Genomic DNA, 23464 nt, shown 5'->3' on the forward strand with positions numbered 1-23464 from the left:
ATTGGGCCGACGTCTTAGCGGTCGCCAGTATGGCTACCGTCGCGGACTTCGTTTACCGAACCGGCATGACTGCCCAAGCGCCGGCTCAAAGCTCGCACCGACGGCGCCTCGAACAAGGTACGCAGCGAAACGCCGCCGTCGAATACCGCGTTGATTGCAGCAACCACCTTCAAAGCCGACAGCGAATCACCACCCAGGTCGAAGAACGACTCGTCGGCCCCGAAGCCGTCTACCCGCAGCACCGCGGTGTAAATGTCGGCCAGCATCTGCTCGACCACGGTCGCCGGCGCGCGATGACCATCACCGTTGTCGCGCCTGTCGGGTTCGGCCACCGTCGCGCTCGCCGACCGGGCACCCGCTACATGGTGGCCCCGGCCGTCCTCCAGTAGACCCGTCGACACCAACGGCCGCACCGGATCGGAGGCCATGGCCACCAGAATTCGCTGCAGTCGTTCGATTAGCGCCTCGATGCCGGCAATGCCGAACACGTCGCTGCGGAATTGAACGCGCAGGTCCAGTTCGCGGCCCGGGCCGGCCTGGACCGTCAGCGGATAGTGATAGTAATCGCGGAAATCGGCGACGGTCAACTGCTGCTCGCCCCATGATGCCGTGGTGGCGTTCGGGTAGTTCTCGTACACGAAAACGGTGTCGAAGAGTTGTTGGTGACCGGTGATCCGGTGAATGTCGCTAAGCCCCAGGTGCTGGTGATCGAGGGTGTTGTTGTGCGCGCTCTGCAGCTGATCCAGCAGGTTTGCGGTGGTGGTCTCCGCCGTGATGTGGACCCGCACCGGCACCGTGTTGACCAACAGGCCCACTATCGACTCCGCGCCGGCCACTTCCGCCGGACGACCCGAAACCACCGTGCCGAACACCACGTCGCGCTGGCCGGTCATCCACATCAGCAGCTGCGCCCACGCGCCTTGCAGCAACGAGCCGACAGTTGTGTGGTGCGAACGCGCGAGCTCGTTGAGCGCCTGCGTGGTCTCCTCGGGGACCTTGAACGACGCAACGCCTCGCGGTCCCAAACCCAATCGATCGGGCGGGCCCACAAGTGTGGGTTCCTTGAAACCGGCGAGGACCTCACGCCAGGCCTCCTGCGCGGCGGCACTGTCCCGATCGGCCAGCCACGTACAAAACCTGCTAAACGCAACCGGCGCCGGTAGGCGCTGGCCGTGATAGCTGGCGAAGATCTCTCCCAGCAGGATCGGCATCGACCAGCCATCCAGCACGATGTGGTGGTTGGTCAGCACAAACCGGTGTTGGTCTGCCCCGGTGCGGACCAGAGCGGCGCGCACGGCCGGCTGGTCAGCCAAGTCGCATACCGCGGCGCGCTCGGTCGCACACACTCGCTGGACGTGCTCATCGACGTCGGCATCGCCCTCGAGCTCGACGTAGCGCCACGGCACGACGGGATCAGCCGGGATGATCTGGACGGGTTGGTCGAACTGTTCGCTGAATCGGGCCGCTAGGTTCGGATGCCGGGTGACGACCGCGTGTACCGCCTGGCGTAACCGGCTGCGGTCGAGCGGGCCGGTCACCGAGACGTCGAGTTGCACTGCGTACACATCGTCGTCGCTGTCCTGAGCCGCTCTGGCATGAAAGAGCAGTCCGCGTTGCAGCGGCGTCAGGGGCAGAACGTCAGCGATACGGTATTGCGCCTGCAGCGTGTCGATCTGCTGCTGAGTCAGTCGGGCAGACGGGATGTCGGAAGGTGTCAGCCCGCCCCCGCCGCGGCTCACATGGGCGCAGATACCGGTCAAAGCGTCGAACCACAACTGGCCGAGGCGGCTGATTTGTTCGCGATCCAATGCGGAGGGTGCCCACGTCCAATTCGCGTGCAGGCGCGGGCCAACGTCGGTTTCTTCGGTGGCGGCATTGAGCTCCAGCGCGTGCGGCAACGCCATGGGCACCGCCACAGCCGCCCGAGTCAATGACAGACCGTCGTGACTGATTTGCCACAGATCAGTCGAATCCCCACCCACGGCACCGCCTAGGCGCCCCAGATAATTGAAGCCGATCGGCGGGTCGGACCCGACCAGGCCGACATCGGTGTTCAGGTAACGCAGCAGCCCGTAGCTCAGGGGGTCGGGGAGGGCGCGCAACTGTTCCTTGGCACTCTTGATCACCGCTCCCAGTGCAGCCTCGCCCGCCACCACCTGCGCCCACGACAAGTCGTCGACTGCGAGGGACACCGGGTAGATGGCCGTGAACCACCCGACGGTCCGCGACAGGTCCACATCCGGCATCAGTTCTTCGTGACGACCGTGGCCTTCCACGTCGATGCCGATCGGCGCGGCTCGGGTTCCCACAAACTCCGCCAATGCCAACGCGAACGCAATCAACAAAATGTCTTGCACCCCGGCATGAAATGCCTTGGGCACTTCGCCAAGCAGCATGCCGGAAGTCTGTACATCGAGTTCCATCGATAGGTGTCCAGCGGTGACGAAGGTATCGACCGTAGGTTGGGAAGACGGCAACGCGGCCGGGGTCGCCAATACTTGCTGCCACGCCCCGGCCGCGTCGACTGTGCGAGGGTGGCGCGAGTGCGCGGCGAGCATTGCCGACCACCGGGCAAACGACGTCCCGGTCGCCGGGAGATCTATCGGCTGCCCGCTGTGATGCTGTGCCCAAGCGATATTGAGGTCCTCCAGCAATATCCGCCACGACACCCCATCGACGGCCAAATGGTGAATGATCAACGCCAGCTGGCCGGTGCGCGTCGCCCATAGCGCGCTGAGCATCGCTCCGGCTCCGGGGTCCAACCGGGAGCGCGCCGCGAGCAACGCCTCCTCCGACAACTCGTCCACTGATTGCAGGCACCTACGGGCATCGACCGAACTGGGGTCGGGCACCTTTTGCGACCATACGCCTGCGCCGTCGTCGACACGCAGCCGCAACATGGCGTGCCTATCGAGCAAGGCCTGCAACACCACCAACACGTCGGCTTCGGTCACACGCGATGGAGCCTGCACCACCACGGTCTGGTTGAACTGATCGACAGCGCCGTCCAGTCGCTGCAGCCAGTGCATGATCGGGGTGGCTATCACGGGCCCGAGGCCCTCATCGACCGTCCTGTCAACGTCGTCGACCACCGTGGCCACCCGCGCCAGACCAGCCACGGTCTGCTCGACGAAAATGTCGCGCGGTCGGCACAACACACCGGCTGCCCGGGCCCGCGCCACCACCTGCATCGACAAAATGCTGTCTCCGCCCAGCCCGAAGAACGAGTCGTCGACGCCGACCCGTTCCAGCCCCAGGATTTCGGCGTAGATGTCGGCCAGGATTTCTTCTATGGCGGTCGCCGGCGCCCGGTAATGGTCCCCATCTTGGTACTCCGGCTCTGGGAGGGCCCGGATATCCAGTTTGCCGTTCGAAGTCAAAGGTAGGGCGTCGACCGCGACTACCGCGGCCGGGACCATGTACGCCGGGAGCCGCTCGGCCAGCTGTGCGCGCAGCCCGGCGGGATCTACGGTACCGGTGGCGTAGCCCACCAGCCGCTTGTCGCCGGGTCGATCCTCGCGCGCGATGACTACCGCCTGCTGCACGCCGTCCAGCCCGGACATTGCCGCCGTTATGTCACCCAACTCGATGCGATAGCCGCGGATCTTGACCTGATCATCGGAACGCCCCAGGTATCGCAACTGGCCGTCGGTCCCCCACGACACGACATCCCCGGTGCGGTACATCCGGATTCCGGGCGCTCCCGCGCCGCCGAACGGACACGCCACGAATCGCGACGCGGTCAGTCCCGCCCGGCCGACGTACCCCTGGGCGAGCCCCGCGCCGGCAACATACAACTCGCCGACCACACCGGCCGGCACCGGTCGCAGCCAATCGTCTAACACAAAAAAACCGAGGTGGGCCAGCGGTATTCCGATAGGACTGGCGGCGCTGGCCGCGTCGGTGTCGACGATCTCCCGAAATGACGCATGCACCGTCGTCTCGGTTATGCCGTACATGTTGATCAGGCGGGGCGATCCCGGATGGCGGTCCAACCAGGGCCCAAGCCGCGGGGGTTCCAGCGCCTCACCGCCGAATACCACCGTCTCGAGCTTGAGCTGATCCCCCAACTCCGGTGCGTGCGCGTCGGCCGCTTGCAGCGCATAAAACGCCGAAGGCGTCTGGCTTAACACGCTGACCTGTTCACGGACCAGCAACGCGTGCAACTCCTCCGAGGACCGGACGACGGATTCGGGCACTATCACCAGCCGGCCACCATGCAGTAGCGCACCCCACATCTCCCACACCGAGAAATCGAAGGCCAATGAATGGCACTGGGACCACACCTGCCCGGTCAATTCGAGGTCAGCGTTCAGCGACTCCAATAGTTGAGTCACGTTCCGATGGGTGACCGCCACCCCTTTGGGGACGCCGGTTGTGCCCGAGGTGTAGATCAGGTAGGCAACATCATCGGCGGCCGGCGCCGGCAACGCGGTGCTGGGCTGGGTATCGATCCGCGCGTCATTAACGTCGATGACCGGCAGGTCATGTTTGTGCAGCCGCTCGGCCAACCCGCTGGTGGTGACCGCCACGACCGGCTTCGCATCTCCGAGCATGAACTCGGCTCTGGTGTTCGGCATCGCCGCATCGATCGGTAGGTAGGCCGCTCCGGTCTTGAGCACCGCCAAGATCGCCACGATCGCCTCGGCCGACCGGGAAAACAGCAACGCCACCCGCTGACCCGGCCCGGCACCATGACCGGCTAACAGGTGCGCCAACCGGTTCGCGGCCTCATCCAGCTCGCGGTATGTCAGCGACTGGCCCTCAAAACTAACCGCCACCGCCTCTGGAGCCCGCGCGACCTGCGCAGCAAACAACGCCGGAATCGACACCGCCGAAACCGCGCGCCGGCCCAGCGCAGCCCGATTACCCCACCCTGCCAGTTGGGCAAGCTCACCGGCATCGAGCACATCCACCGTCGAAAGTCGCCGGGTCGGGTCGGCGGTCATTGCCAGCACAACCCGCTGCAACCGCTTGATCAACACCTCAATGCTGGCCGCATCGAACACGTCGGTGCGAAACTCCACCTGCCCGCTGATCCCGGCAGGATCACCGGCCTCGGTCCAACGCTCGGCCAACGACAACGTCAAATCCATACGCGCGGTGTGGGTATCCGCCGCTAACGGCGTAACCGCCAAATCTCCCAAGGTCACCCCGCCGGCCGGATCGCGGTCCTGCCAGTTCTGCCAGGCCAACATCACCTGAACCAGCGGATGATGCGTCAACGATCGCGCCGGATTCAGGCGCTCCACCAGCACCTCAAACGGCACATCCTGATGCTCGTAGGCAGCCAGACTGCGCTGACGCACCTGAGCCAGCACCTCAGCAACGGGGGGATCCCCCGCAACATCGACCCGCAGCACCAAGGTATTGACGAAAAAACCCACCAACTCGTCTAGCGCGGCATCACGCCGCCCAGCGATCGGGAAACCCACCGCCACGTCAGCGCTCGCGCTGAGTTTCGCCAACAACACCGCCAACGCGGCCTGCACCACCATGAAACTGGTCGCATTGTGCTCACCGGCCATCTGGCGGATCAAATGCTGCAATTCCGCGGGCCACTCCACCGCCATGGTGACCCCGCGGTAGTCGGCGACCGGCGGATACGGCCGATCGGTAGGCAACTGCAGCCGCTCGGGCATCCCAGCCAGCACGTCTTCCCAGTAGGCCAGCTGTGCGCCGATGCGGCTGCCGCTGTCGTCGAGCTCGCCGAACTGCGCACGCTGCCACAGCGTGTAATCGACATACTGCACCGCCAACGGCGCCCAGTCAGGAGCCTGCCCCATCGACCGGCCGGCATACGCCACACCCAAATCCCGCACCAGCGGAGTCACCGACAACCCATCCGCAGCGATATGGTGCACCACAGTCACCAGCACATGCTCATCCTCGGCAACCCGGAAAAGCTGCGCCCGCAATGGGATCTCACTGGCCAGATCGAACGCATAGCACGCCGCGGCGCCGATCGCCCCCTCCAACCGGGCGGCCGACCAGCCGGTGGCATCCACAACCTGCCAACCGAAATCGATTCGCTCAGGGTCCGTAACCACCAGCTGTTGGGGAATGCCATCGAGCGCGACGAACAGGGTGCGCAGGCTTTCATGGCGGTCCACCACGTCAGCCAGTGCCGCACCCAACGCCTCGTCGTCCAGCGATCCGCGCAGCCGCAACGCCACCGCCATGTTGTAGACCGGTGACGGCCCATGCAGCTGATCCAGGAACCACAACCGGTTCTGGGCAAAGGAGAGTGGAACCACCGCCGGCCGCTCACCGGCCACCAACGGCTCCAACCCCCCACCACCAGCACCGATACGGGTCGCCAACCGTGCGACCGTGGGCGCCTCGAACAAAGCGCGCACCGCGAGTTCGGAATCCAAAGCGGTGTTGACCGCGGCGATGACGCGCATCGCCGTTAACGAATCCCCACCCAGATCGAAGAACGATTCATCCGCGCCAACCCGCTCGAGTCCGAGCACTTGGGCATAGATGCCGGCCAGGATGTCCTCGACGGGGCTGGATGGGGCGCGGTAGTGATCCGAGTCCTGGTAAGCCGGTGCCGGCAGGGCGCGTGTATCGAGCTTGCCGTTGGAAGTCAACGGCAACGCGTCGATCACGATCACCGCGGCCGGGACCATGTAGGCGGGCAGGCGCTCTGCCAGCGCAGCGCGAATCTCGTCCGAATCTGCGGTTCCAGTGACATAACCGACCAGGCGCTTGTCACCCGGGCGGTCTTCGCGTGCGATCACCGCCGCCTGGCGCACGCCGTCCAGCCCGGCCAGCGCCGCGCGCACTTCCCCGACTTCGATGCGATACCCGCGGATCTTGACCTGCTCATCGACACGACCGAGATACTGCAATTGCCCATCAGAGCGCCACCGCACTCGATCCCCGGTGCGATACATGCGTATACCCGGCGCTGCCGCTCCGCCGAACGGACACGCCACAAACCGGGACGCCGTCAGAGCCGACCGGCCGACATAACCACATCCGACACCGGCACCGGCCACATAGAGCTCCCCGACAACGCCGATCGGCGCCGGCCGCAGCGACCCATCAAGCACGAACAACGCGGCCCCGGGTACCGGCGAGCCGATCGGCACCACTCCCGGCCCCGGAGTCAGCGGGGCGCTGATCGCCACACACATCGTGGTCTCGGTCGGGCCGTAAGCGTTGATCAGCACCCGTCCCGGCGCCCACCGCTCCACCACCTCGGGCGGACATGCCTCGCCGGCCATCACCAACGCCGTTGACTTCAATCTCTCCGGGGAGAGCGTTCCTACGGCCGACGGAGTCTGCGTGAACACGCTGACCTGCTCCGCAGCCAACAACTCCTGAAAGTCTTCCGGTGAACTCACTACAGACTCAGGCACCACCACTGAGCGCCCGCCGCGCAGTAACGCACCCAATATCTCCCACGCCGAAACATCGAACGCCAGCGAATGACACAACGGCCAAACCCCCTGCGCCGGCAGGCCCGCGTCCAGAGAACTCAGCAGGCTGGTCACGTTCTGGTGGGTGATGGCGACGCCTTTCGGGATACCGGTAGTACCCGAGGTGTAGATCAGGTAAGCGATGTCGTCTGGCGCCGGCGCCGGTAATGCGGTGCTGGGTTGAAGATCGGCCGGTGCGTCGTTTATGTCGATGACCGGCAGGCCGAATCCGTCCAGCCGTGACCGTAGGTCGGTCGTGGTGATGGCGGCGATCGGAGCAGCGTCTTGAATGACGAACTCAACCCGTGCCGCCGGCACCATCGGGTCAATGGGCACATACGCCGCGCCGGTCTTCAAAACCGCCAGAATCGAAACGACCGCTTCAGCCGACCGGGAAAACAGCAGCGCCACATTCTGTCCCGGACCCACGCCGAAACCCAGCAGCAGATGTGCCAACCGGTTAGTGGCCTCGTCAAGCTCGCGGTAGGTCATGGACCCACCCTGGAATGACAGCGCGACTGACTCCGGGGCGCTGTCCACATGTGCGGCAAACATTTCCGGGATAGACGACGCGGCGGTCGGGGGTTGGCTGAGCACCGAGCGGTTGCCCCACCGGGCCAACTGAGCTTGCTCATCTTCGTCGAGCAGATCGATTGACGACAATCGCTGCTTCGGACGGCCGGTCACGACTCCTCTTCCAGATCGGCCGTAATTGCCACCACTACCCGGCGCAACCGCTCGGTCAGCGCCTCCACGGTTTCCGTGTCGAAGATGTCGGTCCGAAATTCCACTTCCCCGCCGATCCCGGCGGGCTCACCAGCATCGGTCCAGCGCTCAATGAGCGAGAAAACCAGATCCATACGGGCGGTGTGGGTTTCGAGGGGCATATGGGTGACCCGCAGATCACCCAGGGTCAATGCGGCGGCGAGGTTATTGTCCTGCCCGACGAGATTCTGCCAAGTCAACGCCACTTGTACCAACGGGTGATGGGCGAGGTTTCGCGACGGATTGAGCCGCTCAACAAGCACATCGAAAGGCACATCCTGATGCTCGTAGGCGGCCAGGCTGCGCTCTCGCACCTGGTCGAGCAACTCGGCGACAGTGGGGTCACCGGCGACGTCAACCCGCAGCACCAAGGTATTGACGAAGAACCCGACCAGTTCGTTGAGGGCGGGATCGGGGCGTCCGGCGATGGGGAAACCTATCGCCACATCGCTACTCCCGCTCATCCTGGACAGCAGCACCGCCAAGGCCGCCTGGACAACCATGAAACTGGTCGCCTTATGCTCTCGGGCCACCCTGCGCACCCGCGCCTGCAGGTCGGCGGGCCAGTCCACGAGCACAGTGGCGCCCCGCTGATCGGCGACCGCCGGGTAGGGCCGATCGGTGGGTAGCTGCAGCTGCTCGGGCATCCCGGCCAGGGCATCCTGCCAGTAGCTCAGCTGTGCGGCGATGCGACTGTTCCTATCGGCCAGATCGCCCAGCCGCGCGCGCTGCCACAGCGTGTAATCGACGTACTGAACCGGCAACGGCGACCAATCAGGAGCCCTATCCACACACCGATCGGCGTAGGCCACACCCAGATCACGCACCAGCACGTTCACCGACCACCCGTCGGAGGCGATATGGTGCAGCACGGCCACCAGCACATGTTCATCGTCGGTGACCCGGAAAAGGGTTGCCCGCAACGGGATTTCGGTCGTCAGATCAAAGGTGTGACGGGCTGCCGCGCCGACGGCCTCCTCAAGCCGCGCCGCCGACCATTCGCTGGCATCTATGATCTGCCAACCGAAATCGATCCGCTCAACCGGCAGTATCACCTGCTGAGGGATCCCGTCGGCCGCCACAAACAGCGTCCGCAGACTCTCGTGACGGCCCACCACGTCGGCCAGTGCCTCACCCAACGCCTCGGCTTCCAATCGCCCACCGAGCCGCAACGCCACCGCCATGTTGTAGATCGGCGACGGCCCCTGCAACTGCTCCAGGAACCACAACCGGGATTGGGCAAACGACAGCGGCACCACCGCGGGCCGCTCACCGGCTACCAACGGCTCCAGCCCATCGTCATCGCTACCAATACGGGGTGCCAGCTGGGCGACCGTGGGCGCCTCGAACAACGCGCGCACCGAGACGCCGGCATCCAACGACTGGTTCACCGAGGCGATCACCCGCATCGCCAACAACGAATCACCACCCAGGTCGAAGAACGATTCGTCGACGCCGACGCGCTCCAACCCGAGCACCTGAGCAAAGATACCCGCAAGAATGTCCTCGACAGCGCTGGCGGGGGCCCGATAACCTCCCGCATCTTGATATTCCGGTTCCGGCAGGGCCCGCTTGTCGAGCTTGCCGTTGACCGTCAGCGGTATTGCGTCGACCGCGACTATCGCGGCCGGGACCATGTAGGCCGGAAGCCGCTCCGCCAGCTGCACCCGTAGCCCGGCGGGGTCTGCTGTACCGGTGACGTAGCCCACCAGCCGCTTGTCGCCGGGTCGATCCTCGCGCGCGATGACTACCGCCTGCTGCACCCCGTCCAAATCGGTCAGCGCGGCTTGGACTTCACCGAGCTCGATGCGATAGCCGCGGATCTTAACCTGGTCATCGGAACGCCCAACGTACTGCAACTGCCCGTCGGGGCCCCATGACACGAGATCCCCGGTGCGATACATCCGTGCTCCGGGCACCCCGGGGCCGCCGAACGGACACGCCACAAACCGCGATGCCGTCAAACCGGCCCGGCGCACGTAGCCGTACCCCGCCCCCGAACCGGCCACATACAACTCGCCGACCACACCGGGCGGTACCGGACGCAGCCAGCGGTCCAGCACGAAGAAGGAAAGGTGCGCCAACGGCGCCCCGACCGGGCTCGCACTCTTAACGGTGTCGCTGTCGACGATCTCGCGAAACGAGGCGTGCACCGTCGTCTCGGTGGTGCCGTACATATTGATCAACCGGGGTACTCCCGGGTGGCGGTCCAGCCACGGCGCAAGGCGTTGTGGTTCCAGGGCTTCACCAGCGAATATCACGGTCTCGAGCTTGAGCTGATCCCCCAACTCAGGTGCGTGCACGTCGGCGGCTTGCAGCGCATAGAACGCCGAGGGGGTCTGGCTCAACATGCTGACCTGTTCACGTACCAGCAGCGCGTGGAAATCTTCGGACGAGCGAGCCAACGACTCGGGCACTATCACCAGTCGCCCACCATGCAGCAGCGCGCCCCAGATCTCACACACCGAGACGTCGAAGGCCAGGGAATGCCACTGGGACCATACCTGCCCGGCTAGCTCCAGGCTGTCGTCCATGGACTCCAACAGCTGGATCACGTTGTGGTGGGTGATCGCGACGCCCTTGGGGATGCCGGTGGTGCCCGAGGTGTAGATCAGGTAGGCAACATCGTCGGCGGCCGGTCCGGGCGAGGCAATGCTGGGTTGGCTTTCGATCCGCGGGTCGTCGACATCGATGACCAGGAGGCCATGACTATTCAGCCGGTCGACCAGTGCACTGGTGGTGACCGCAGCGATCGGCTTCGCATCACCGAGCACGAACTCAGCCCGCGCTGCCGGTACCGCCGGGTCGATCGGCACGTACGCCGCCCCGGTCTTGAGCACCGCGAGGATGGCCACGATCGCCTCGGTCGAGCGAGACAACAGCAACGCCACCCGCTGACCCGGTCCCGCACCATGGCCGGCCAACAGATGCGCCAACCGGTTGGCGGCCGCATCGAGCTCGCGATAACTCATCGAGCCGCCGTCGAACGTCAGCGCCACCGCATCCGGCGCCCGGGCCACCTGCGCGGCGAACACCGCCGGAATCGACAGCCCCAAGGGCGCGGGATGAGCCAACGCCGCCCGATTCCCCCAACCCTCCAACTGGGCAAGTTCACCAGCGCCCAACACATCGACCGAGGACAGCCGCCGCGCCGGATCGACGGTCATCGCCAGCACCAGCCGCTGCAACCGCTCGATCAACACCTCAATGGTGGCCGCATCGAACACATCGGTGCGAAACTCCACCTCCCCACCAATCCCGGCGGGCTCACCGGCATCGGTCCAACGCTCAGCCAACGACCACGTCAAATCCATACGCGCAGTGTGGGTATCGGCCCGCATCGGCGTGACTTGCATGTCGCCCAACATCGTCCCGGCGGCATCGGCGTCCTGCCAGTTCTGCCACGCCAACATCACCTGAACCAACGGATGATGCGTCAACGACCGCGCCGGATTAAGCCGCTCCACCAGCACCTCAAACGGCACATCCTGATGCTCGTAGGCAGCCAGACTGCGCTGACGCACCTGAGCCAGCAAGTCCGCAACGGTCGGATCGGCGGCCAAATCCACCCGCAACACCAACGTGTTGACGAAAAATCCCACCAACTCATCCAGCGCAGGATCACGCCGCCCAGCTATCGGGAATCCAACCGCCACATCAACGCTGCTACTGAGCTTCGACAACAACACCGCCAACGCGGCCTGCACCACCATGAAACTGGTCGCATTGTGCTCACCGGCCACCTGACGCACGCGAGCCTGCAACTCAGCCGGCCACTCCACGGCCACCGTGGCGCCGCGATAATCCGCCACCGGCGGATAGGGCCGATCGGTCGGCAACTGCACCCGCTCGGGCATCCCGGCCAACACATCTTCCCAATAGGCCAACTGCCCAGCGATACGGCTGTCGCTGTCGTCGAGCTCGCCGAACTGCGCGCGCTGCCACAGCGTGTAGTCGACATACTGCACCGCCAACGGCGCCCAATCAGGAGCCTGCCCCACCGACCGGCCGGCATACGCCACGCCCAAATCCCGCATCAGCGGGCCTACCGAGGCGCCATCGGCAGCGATGTGGTGCACCACTGCCACCAGCACGTGTTCGTCCTCGGCAAGCCTGAAAAGCTGCGCTTGCAATGGGATCTCACTGGCCAGATCGAACGCATAACGCGCCGCGGCGCCGATCGCCTCCTCCAACCGGTCAACCGACCAACCGACGGCATCCACAACCTGCCAACCGAAATCGGCCCGGTCAGTCGGAATGACTACCTGCTGAGCCGTTCCCTCCAAGGCGGCGAACAGGGTGCGCAGGCTCTCGTGTCGATCCACCACATCGGCCAGCGCTGAACCCAACGCCTCGGCGTCCAGCGGTCCGCGCAGCCGCAACGCCACCGCCATGTTGTAGACCGGTGACGGGCCATGCAGCTGATCCAGGAACCACAACCGGTTCTGGGCAAACGACAGCGGAATTACCGCCGGCCGCTCGCCGGCCACCAACGGCTCCAGCCCACCACCACCAGCACCGACGCGGAGCGCCAATTGGGCGACCGTGGGCGCCTCGAACAGGGTGCGTACCGCCAGGCCGGCGCGCAAGGCCTTGTTGGCTGCGGCGATGACCCGCATGGCCGACAGCGAGTCCCCACCCAGATCAAAGAATGAGTCGTCGACGCCCACCCGATCGAGCCCCAACACTTGGGCATAAATGCCGGCCAGAATTTCTTCGACTGCGCCGGATGGCGCGCGGTAGTGCTGGCCGTCCTGATAGTCAGGCGCCGGCAAGGCACGGACGTCGAGTTTGCCATTGGCGGTCAACGGCAAAGCGTCGATCGTCAACACCGCGGCGGGCACCATATACGGCGGTAACCGATCCGAAAGTTGTTCGCGCAGCATGCTCGGGTCCGCGGTCCCGGTGATGTAACCCACCAGACGCTTGTCGCCGGGACGGTCCTCGCGCGCAATCACCGCCGCGTCATCCACCCCGTCCAGCCCGGCCAGCGCCGTCCGCACATCACCAAGCTCGATGCGATACCCGCGGATCTTGACCTGCTCATCGGCGCGACCCAGATACTGCAACTGCCCGTCTGCGCTCCAGCGCACCAAGTCCCCGGTGCGATACATCCGCACACCGACGCCGCCGAACGGACATGCCACAAACCGCGACGCCGTCAACCCCGCCCGACGCACATAGCCATAGCTCACGCCGCGACCTGCCGCATACAACTCACCGACCACACCGACGGGCACCGGACGCAACCATTGGTCCAAAACAAACAAGGCCGCCCCGGGCACCGGCGAACCAATCGGCGGCACTCCCGACCCCGCCCTCAACGGGGCACTGAACGTCAAAACCATCGTCGTCTCGGTAGGACCGTAGGCATTGAGCATCACCCGTCCCGGAGCCCAGCGGTCCACCACCTCGGCCGGACACGCCTCACCGGCGACAGCCAATGTCATCTGATCCAAACCCTGCGGCGACAACGTCGCCACCGCAGACGGGGTCCACGCAAGAAAACTGGTTCGTTCCTCGACCAACAAGGAGTGGAAGTCTTCGGGGGCCGCCGCCACCGATTCTGGCACCACCAGCACCCGCCCGCCGTGCAGTAGCGGACCCCACACCTCCCAGACCGAGGTGTCAAAACCATAGGAATTGCACTGGGTCCAGGTCCCCGGCGGCACATAAGCGTCCGTCTCAGTCAGGAGCTGGGTCACGTTGCCATGGGTGACGGCCACCCCTTTGGGCAGGCCGGTAGTACCCGAGGTGTAAATAACGTAGGCGATGTCATCCACAGCGGGCTCGGGCAACGCCGTGCTGGGTTGAGCATCGACGACGGGGTCGTTCACATCGATGACCGGCAGCCCGTGCCGCTCGAGCCGGGAGCGTAGGTCGGCGCCGGTAACGGCGACGACAGGGCCAGCATCGGCCAGCATGAAACTGATCCGCTCGTCGGGATGCCCAGGGTCGATCGGCACATAGGCCGCCCCGGTCTTGAGCACCGCGGCAATGGAAACGATCGCCTCGGCCGACCGGGAAAACAGCAGGGCCACCGACTCATCGGGTCCAGCACCCTGAGCCGCCAGCAAATGCGCCAACCGGTTAGCGGCCTCATCGAGCTCGCGATAGGTCATGGAGCGGCCGTCGAACGTGAGCGCCACCGCATCCGGGGTGCGCGCAACCTGCGCGGCAAACGCCCCCGGGATCGACACCGGCGACGTTGCCGGCCGGTCTAACGCGTCCCGATTGCCTAGGTCAAACAGCTGAGCCTCTTCGGCAAAATCGAGCAGATCGATCGAGGACAATCGCCGTTTCGAGTCGGTGGTCAGTGCGACGAGCACCCGCCGCAACCGCTCGATCAGCCTCTCGATGCTCGCTGCATCGAAAATATCGGTGCGGAACTCCACCTCCCCGCCGATCCCGGCCGGCTCACCCGCATCGGTCCACCGTTCGGCGAGCGAAAACGCGAGATCCATGCGAGCAGTGCGGGTCTCCGCCGGCAGCGGAGTGACCTGCAAATCGCCCAGTTTCAATTTCGCGGGCTGCTGGTTCTGCCAGGCCAACAACACCTGGACCAGTGGGTGATGGGCGCGGCTCCGGGCCGGGTTGAGGCGCTCCACCAGCACCTCGAAGGGCACATCTTGATGCTCATAGGCGGCGAGACTGCGCCCTCGCACCTGGGCCAGCAAGTCGGCAACAGTGGGATCACCGGCCAGGTCAACCCGCAGGACCAAGGTGTTGACGAAAGACCCGACCAGCTCATCCAGTGCGGCATCGCGGCGTCCCGCAATGGGAAATCCGACCGCTACATCGGTGCTGGCGGCGAGCGTGGACAGCAACACCGCCAGGCCGGCCTGGACCACCATGAAGCTGGTCGCGTTGTGCTCACGCGCCAATTCCCGCACCCTCGATTGCAGCTCGGCGGGCCAGTTCACCGCCACTGTGGCGCCGTTGTAACCCCCAACCGGGGGGTAGGGCCGGTCGGTGGGAAGCTGCAGCTGTTCTGGCATTCCGGCCAGGGCGTCTTTCCAGTAGGCCAGCTGGATGCTGACGCGGCTGTCCACGTCTTCTAGCTCACCTAGCTGCGCGCGTTGCCACAGCGTGTAGTCGACGTACTGGACCGGCAATGGCGACCAATCAGGAGCCTGCCCGACGCTGCGGCTGGCATACGCCACACCAAGCTGGCGTACCAGCGGGGCCACCGACCAGCCGTCAGCGGCGATGTGGTGCACCGCGGCCGCCAGCACATGCTCGTCGTCGGCAACTCGGAAAAGCCTTGCCTGCAAAGGGATTTCGGTCGCCAAGTCAAACTTGTGGCGGGCCACGGCGCCGACGGCCTCGCGTAGCCGGTCTGTAGACCAGCCGCTGGCATCAATGACCTGCCAACCGAAATCGCTCCGCTCAGCCGGCAGTATGACCTGCTGGGCGATGCCGTCTGCCGCCACAAACAGCGTCCGCAGACTTTCATGGCGGGCCACCACATCGGCCAGTGCCGAGCCCAACGCCTCAGGATTCAAGGGCCCATCGAGCCGCAATGCCATCGCCATGTTGTAAACGGCCGACGGCCCCTGCAACTGATCCAAGAACCACAACCTGGATTGGGCAAACGACAGCGGAACCACCGCCGGCCGCTCGCCGGCCACCAACGGCTCCAGCCCGTTCCCGCCTCCGCCGATATGGGGCACCAATTGAGCGACCGTCGGCGCCTCGAACAAAGCACGGACCGAAACCCCGGCGCGCAGCGACTTGTTGATCGAGGCGACCGCCCGCATCGCCAACAACGAATCTCCACCGAGGTCGAAGAAGGACTCCTCGACGCCCACCCGCTCCAAACCGAGCACCTGCGCATAAATGCTGGCCACGATCTCTTCGGTGGGGGTGCTCGGAGCCCGATAGCCAGCCCCATCCTGGTACTCCGGCGCCGGAAGGCTTCGCTTGTCAAGCTTGCCGTTGACGGTCAAGGGCAAGGCTTCCAACACGACCACCGCGCTGGGCACCATATACGGCGGCAGCTGCTGAGCCAGTGCGGTCCGCGCGGTGCTTGGGTCGATAGTCCCGGTCACATAACCCACCAGACGTTTGTCGCCGGGGCGATCCTCGCGCGCGATCACTACCGCCTGCTGCACCCCGTCCAAACCGGACAGTGCGGCTTGGACTTCACCGAGCTCGATGCGATAGCCGCGGATCTTGACCTGGTCATCGGCGCGGCCCAGATACTCCAGCTGTCCGTCAGCGCTCCACCGCACCAGATCCCCGGTGCGATACATCCGTGCTCCGGGCGCCTCGGCGCCGCCGAACGGACACGCCACAAACCGCGATGCCGTCAAACCGGCCCGGCGCACGTAGCCGTACCCCGCCCCCGAACCGGCCACATACAACTCGCCGACCACACCGGGCGGCACCGGACGCAGCCAGCCGTCCAGCACGAAGAAGGAAAGGTGCGCCAACGGCGCCCCGACCGGGCTCGCACTTTTCACGGTGTCGCTGTCGACGATCTCGCGAAACGAGGCATGCACCGTCGTCTCGGTGGTGCCGTACATATTGATCAGTCGCGGTAATCCCGGGTGTTGCTGCAGCCACTTCCCAACACGTTGGGGGTCGAGCGCTTCACCGGCGAATACCACACTCTGCAGCGCGAGCCCTCGCTCGGGTTCCCGTGATTGAGCGTCGACGGATTGCAGCGCATAAAACGCCGAGGGCGTTTGGCTGAGCACGCTGACCTGTTCACGCACCAGCAACGCATGGAATTCCTCCGGCGAGCGCGCCAACGACTCAGGCACTACCACCAGCCGCCCACCATGCAGCAGCGCGCCCCACATCTCCCACACCGAGACGTCGAAGGCCAGAGAATGCCACTGGGACCACACCTGACCGGCGAGCTCCATATCTTTGCCCGCCGCGTCCAGCAGTTGGATGACATTGTGGTGGTTGATCGCCACGCCCTTGGGCACACCGGTGGTGCCCGAGGTGTAGATCAGGTAGGCGACGTCATCGGCGGCCGGCGCCGGCAGCGCGGTGCTCGGTTGCGTCTCGATGCGTGGATCGTCGACGTCGATGACCAGCACGTCATGCCCATCCAGCCGGTCGAGAAGTGCATTGCTCGTGACCGCAGCGATCGGCTTCGCATCACCGAGCACGAACTCAGCCCGCGCCGGCGGCACCGCCGGGTCGATCGGCACGTACGCCGCCCCGGTCTTGAGCACGGCCAGGATCGCCATGATCGACTCGGCCGACCGTGACAACAACAACGCCACCCGCTGACCCGGCCCCGCACCATGACCGGCCAACAGGTGCGCCAACCGGTTCGCGGCCTCATCCAGCTCGCGGTATGTCAGCGATCGGCCCTCAAAACTAACCGCCACCGCCTCCGGAGCCCGCGCCACCTGCGCAGCAAACAACGCCGGAATCGAAACCTCCGACACCGCGCGCCGCCTCAGCGCCGCCCGGTTGCCCCAGCCCTCCAATCGGACAAGCTCACCGGCATCCAGCACATCCAGCGATGAAAGCCGCCGACCCGGATCGGTGGCCATCGCAGCTAATATCCGCTGCAACCGCTCGATCAACACCTCAATGCTGGCCGCGTCAAACACATTTGTGTCGAATTCGAGCCGCAGGCCTAACTCGGCCCCTGGCAGGACTTGGATCGCCAGCGGATAGTGGTTGTATTCGCGATTGCTGAACTCGGTGATGGCCAACCCGTCGGCGCCCGACAACGCGGTGGTGTCGATCGGATAGTTCTCGAATGCGAACAGCGTGTCGAACAACTGGTCGTGGCCGGTGATGCGGTGAATCTCGCGCAGCGCCAAATGCTGGTGCTCCAGCGTGTTGAGGTGATCGCTTTGCAGTTGATCGAGCAGGTCCGCCGTGGTGGTTGTCGGCGTGATGCGAGCCCGTGCGGGGACGGTGTTGATCAACAACCCCACCATCGAGTCCACGCCGACGACCTCGGCAGGCCGACCTGAGACCGTGACGCCGAACACCACATCTCCCTGGCCGGTCAGCAAGCACAGCAACTGCGACCAAGCGCCCTGTAACACGGTGTTGACCGTGGTATGGCAAGAGCGCGCGAGTTCGCCGAGCGCCCGGGTGGTGTCCGCGGAAAGCCGAAACGACGCGACGTCTCGCTCGCCAACCTTCAATCGGTCGGGCGGGCCGACCAACGTCGGGTGCTCGAACCCTGCGAGAACCTGATGCCAGGCTGCCCGGGCGGCCTCGAGGTCCCGATCGGCCAGCCAGCTGACAAAACTTCGATAAGGGGTCGCCGCGGGGAGAAACTGCCCGTAGTAGCTCGCGAATATTTCCCCGACCAGGATCGGGAGGGACCAGCCGTCCACCACGATGTGGTGGATTGTCAACACAATCCGATGCCGATCTTCGGCGACGCGTATCAGGGCCGCCCGGAAGGCGGGCTGGTTGGCGAGGTCGCAGACGGCGGCGCGCTCTGCAAGGCAGACTTTCTGAGCCTGGTCTTCGACATCAACGTTGATGTCGCCCGACAGTTCGACATACCGCCAGGGCACTGCGGGGTCCGCCGGAATGATCTGCATCGGCTTGTCGAACTGGTCGGAGAAGCGGGCCATCAAATTGGGATGCCGGTTCAGCATTACGTGCACCGCGTCGCACAGGCGTTGCCGATCAAGCGGCCCGACCACCGTGATATCCAGCTGCACCGCGTAAAGGTCGTCGCTGCCCACCGCTGTGCTGGTGTGAAAAAGCAGCCCCTCCTGCAGCGGTGTCAGCGGCAGGACGTCAGCAATCCGCATATTGTCGCTGGAGCTCGTCGATCTGCTGCTGGCTGAGACCGGCAAGAGCGATATCCGAGGGCGTCAACCCGCCCCCGCCCCGCCGGACATGCGCACAAATGCCGGTCAAGGCGTCGAACCACAAACGGCTTAGCCGGCTGACCTGCGCGCGTTCCAGCGCCGAGGACGCCCAGGTCCAGCTGGCGTGCAGATGCGGGCCGGTATCGGTGTCCACGGTGCCCGCGTTGAGCTCCACAGTGTGCAGCAGTGGCATCGGCACCCCGGCGGATGCGGCGGTCAACGACAAACCTTCTTCGCTGATGCGCCACACATCGCCTGATGACGAAGATAAAGCAGGCCCGCCCAGCCGTCCCAAATAGTTGAACCCAATCGGAGAATCGAACCCGGTCAGGTCAACATCGGCATTCAGATAGCGCAGCACGCCGTAAGTCAGCGGATCAGGGAGGGCGCGCAGCTGTTCTTTGGCGGCTTTGATCGCCTCTCCGAGGGCGTTTTCGCCGGCTCGCACCTGCGCCCAGCTCACCTCACCGATCGTCAACGACACCGGGTATTTCGCCGTGAACCACCCCACAGTGCGGGAAAGGTCAACGTCGGCGGCCAGCTCTCCATGTCGCCCGTGCCCCTCGACGTCGATGCCCACAGGGGCGCCATGGGTGCCCAAAAATTCCGTCAACGCCAACCCGAACGCGATCAACAAAATTTCGTCCACCTCGGCGCGAAATGCCGCAGGCACCTCGGCGAGCAACGTCCGGGTCGTGTCAACGTCCAGCTCCATCGATAGGTGGCCTGCGGTGGCAAACGTATCCACCCCAGGCTGCACTGCCGGCAACGCCGCTGAAACGGCCGCCACCTCACGCCACGCCTCGGCCTGATTCAATACCTCCGCGGCGCCGGCATACTCAACCAGCACCGACGCCCACCGCGCAAACGACGTGCCTCCGGCCGGCAACGCCACCGGCTGGCCGCCGTGAAGCTGCGCCCATGCGGTATTGAGATCCTCCAGCAGTATCCGCCAAGACACCGCGTCGACCGCGAGATGGTGAATGATCAATGCCAACTGACCTGTTGACGCTTCCCACACCGCACTGAGCATCGCCCCGGCGGCTGGATTCAGCCGCGACCGCGCCTTCACCATAGCCTCGTGGGACAGCACATCCACCGATTGCACGCATTCGCCGGCATCCACGGACCCAGGCTCAGGCACCTGTAAAGACCAGCCGCCGGAACCATCGTCGTCGACACGCAGCCGCAACATCGGATGGCTATCCAGCAGGGCTTGCAACACCACCACTACGTCGGTTTCGGTGACTCGCGCGGGAGCCTGCACCACCATCGTCTGATTGAACTGCTCGACTGGACCATCAATGTCCTGCAACCAGCGCATGATCGGGGTGGCCAATACCGGGCCTACGCCGTCATCCGCTACGCCGTCCTCGCTGCCCACGGCCACCACGGCAACTCGAGCTAGCCGGGCCACCGTCTGCTCCACGAAGATGTCTCGCGGCCGGCACAAGACGCCAGCGGCACGGGCCCGGGCCACTACCTTCATCGCCAGCAGCGAATCCCCACCCAGGTCGAAGAACGAGTCGTCAACGCCGATGCGCTCGACACCGAGTGTCTGAGCGTAGACAGCGGCCAGAATCTCTTCGGTGTGGTTGTCGGGAGCGCGGTACCCACCGGTGTCTTGGTACTCGGGCGCGGGCAACGCCCGTTTATCGAGTTTGCCGTTGACGGTCAATGGCAGCGATTCCACCGCGACTAGAGCCGCCGGGACCATATACGCGGGCAGCCGTTGAGCCAATACGGCGCGCGCCGCACCAGGGTCCGCTGCGCCGGTGAGGTAGCCCACCAGGCGCTTGTCGCCGGGACGGTCCTCGCGGGCGATCACCACCGCCTGCTGGACCCCCTCCACCGCGGCAAGAGCTGCCTGCACCTCACCGAGCTCGATGCGATGTCCACGAATCTTGACCTGCTCGTCGGCGCGCCCGAGGTATTGCAGCTGCCCGTCGGGGCGCCAACACACCAGATCTCCCGTGCGATACATCCGCGCACCTGAGCCACCGAAAGGGCTTGCGACAAACCGCGATGCGGTCAACCCGCCCCGACGCCAGTAGCCACAGCCCACCCCGGCACCGGCAACGTAGAGTTCGCCGACGACCCCGGTCGGCACCGGCCGCAGCCACCCATCTAGCACAAACAACGCCGCCGTCGGCAACGGGGACCCGATCGGCACCACGCCCGACCCGGGTGTCAAGGGCGCACTGATAGCCACCCACATCGTCGTCTCGGTCGGGCCATATTCATTGATCATCACCCGCCGCGGCGCCCACCGATCCATCACCTCGGCAGGGCACGCCTCGCCGCCGACCAGCAGGGCCACCGACTCCAAACCCTCGGGCGACAGCGCCCCGACCGCTGACGGGGTTTGGCTAAGTACGTTGACCCGCTCAGCCACCAGCAAGTCGTGAAAATCCTCCGGCGAGGCGGCCACCGCCTCAGGTACCACCACCAGCCGCCCGCCGCGCAGGAGCGCGCCGAAGATCTCCCAGCCCGAAATGTCGAAGCTATACGAATGCCACTGCGACCACACCCGCTCGGGCCCGGGCGGCAGGCCCGCGTCATCGAGCGAGAAGGCCAACTGGGTGACGTTGCGATGAGTAATGGCCACCCCTTTGGGCACACCCGTGGTGCCCGAGGTGAAGATGATGTAGGCAAGATCATCCGCGGTCGGCCCAGGCAACGCGGTCAAGGGGTGGGTGTCCGCGGCGGTTTCGTTGACATCGATGACCGCGAGGTCACACCCATTCAGTCGATCGGCCAGCTCTGTGGTGGTGACCGCGGCGATCGGTGCAGCGTCGCCGAGCATGAACTCCACCCGGGACCTCGGATGCGCCGGATCAATCGGCAGGTACGCCGCCCCTGTCTTCAGCACCGCCAACATCGCGATGATTGCCTCGGCCGAGCGGAAAAACAGCAACGCCACGCACTGCCCCGGACCTGCTCCCTGAGCGGTGAGCAGATGGGCCAATCGATTAGCCGCTTCATCGAGTTCGTGGTAGGTCCATGATCGCTGCCCACAGACCAACGCCACCGCGTCGGGCGCGTGGGCCACCTGCGCGCCGAACACCGCGGGAATCGACACCGCGGGTACCGCCGGCTCGGTCAAGACCGCCTCGTTACCCCACGCGCCCAAGCGAGCCCGTTCGACCTCGTCGACCAGATCCACTGACGACAGCAGCCGACCCGCGTCAGCAGCCATCGCCACGAACACCCGCTCCAACCGCTTCGCCAGATCGCGCAAATCGCAGTTCGGAAGCAATTGCCCCGCACCAGGAGTGCTGAGGAACAGGTGATCATCGTCGCGGAAGAAAGTTAGCCTGAACTGATCCCCGAGACCATCATGGGTGAGGGTCGCCGTCACCGCAGAACCAGCAAGATCCGCCAGGTGCGTTGTGGGAATGAAGTTGACCGCGACCCGGTCCGGCCCCTCGCCGGAGCCGCGCAAATGGGCCGAATTCTCGAGAGAGTGCACCGGGAATCGCTGATGTTGCAACGCTTCCCGGATTCGCGTGTCGACGTGCTCACAAAAGCTGGCGACCGTCGAACCCGGCGCCGCTTTCAACACCAATGGCACCACCCCGGAAGTCATCCCGGGCACCGTCTTTGACTCCTGACGCACACGCCTGCTCACCGGAAAATCGAATACGACTTCCGAACTCTCGACGTCACACCCACCGACCAGCAACGCGCACGCCGCCGTGATCACCGACGATCGACGCATGCCAAGCGTCTTCGCCAACTTGTCGATCCCGGCGACGGCGAGGGAGTCCAACTGAACAGGCACGGACGATCCATCGCCCTGATTTCCATTCGCGGTGTCCGCGAGCCGATAGCGCGGTTCACCTTGCCGCGGCAGGTTCCTGGTCCAGTACTCCTGATCGTCAAGGTAATCGGGGGACGCTTCGTATTCCAACTCGCAATCAATCAGATCACGCAGCGACCCGAAGTAAGTGGGAGCAATAGCCTCACCAGAAGCAATAGCGCTATAGGTGGTAGCTATTCGGTGGAGGACTAGAGCGAGGCCAATTCCATCGGTGACTATGTGATGGCAGCACACAAAGAAATAAAATTCATCTACGCGTGTCTGCAATAAGGCGAATTTAAACAGCGGGCCACTGAGCGGCATCGCCGTTCGCTGAATCGACGATGCGAGCCGATAAGCGTCCTGTTCGGGATTCGGCGATCCCATGAGGTCATAGCGTGCGAGCTCAACGTGCGGGTCAGGAACGATCGTCTGAATAACCTGGCCATCGACCTGGAAAAAGGCGGCTCGCAGTGGCTCGGCCTCACGCACCACACGACGAATCGCCGACTCAAACAAATCGGTGTCGATCGGACCCGCGATCCGCACAAACACACCCAGTTGCCACCTGGCGCCGAAGCGACCTGTCTCCTCGGCAAGCCAGATGTCCAGCTGACCCCTTGTCAGCGGAAGTGACTGGTCATCAGGTCCCATAC

Annotated in this window: 1 pseudogene; it reads right to left on the bottom strand. The window is 64.9% G+C overall.

Annotation, left to right across the window (positions count from 1 at the left end):
- Positions 1 to 14: 14 nt before the first annotated feature.
- Positions 15 to 23462 (bottom strand): annotated as a pseudogene (locus tag A5686_RS28400) (non-ribosomal peptide synthase/polyketide synthase).
- Positions 23463 to 23464: the final 2 nt, after the last annotated feature.

The organism is Mycobacterium sp. E2479, assembly GCF_001667925.1.
In the GTDB taxonomy this organism is placed as follows: domain Bacteria; phylum Actinomycetota; class Actinomycetes; order Mycobacteriales; family Mycobacteriaceae; genus Mycobacterium.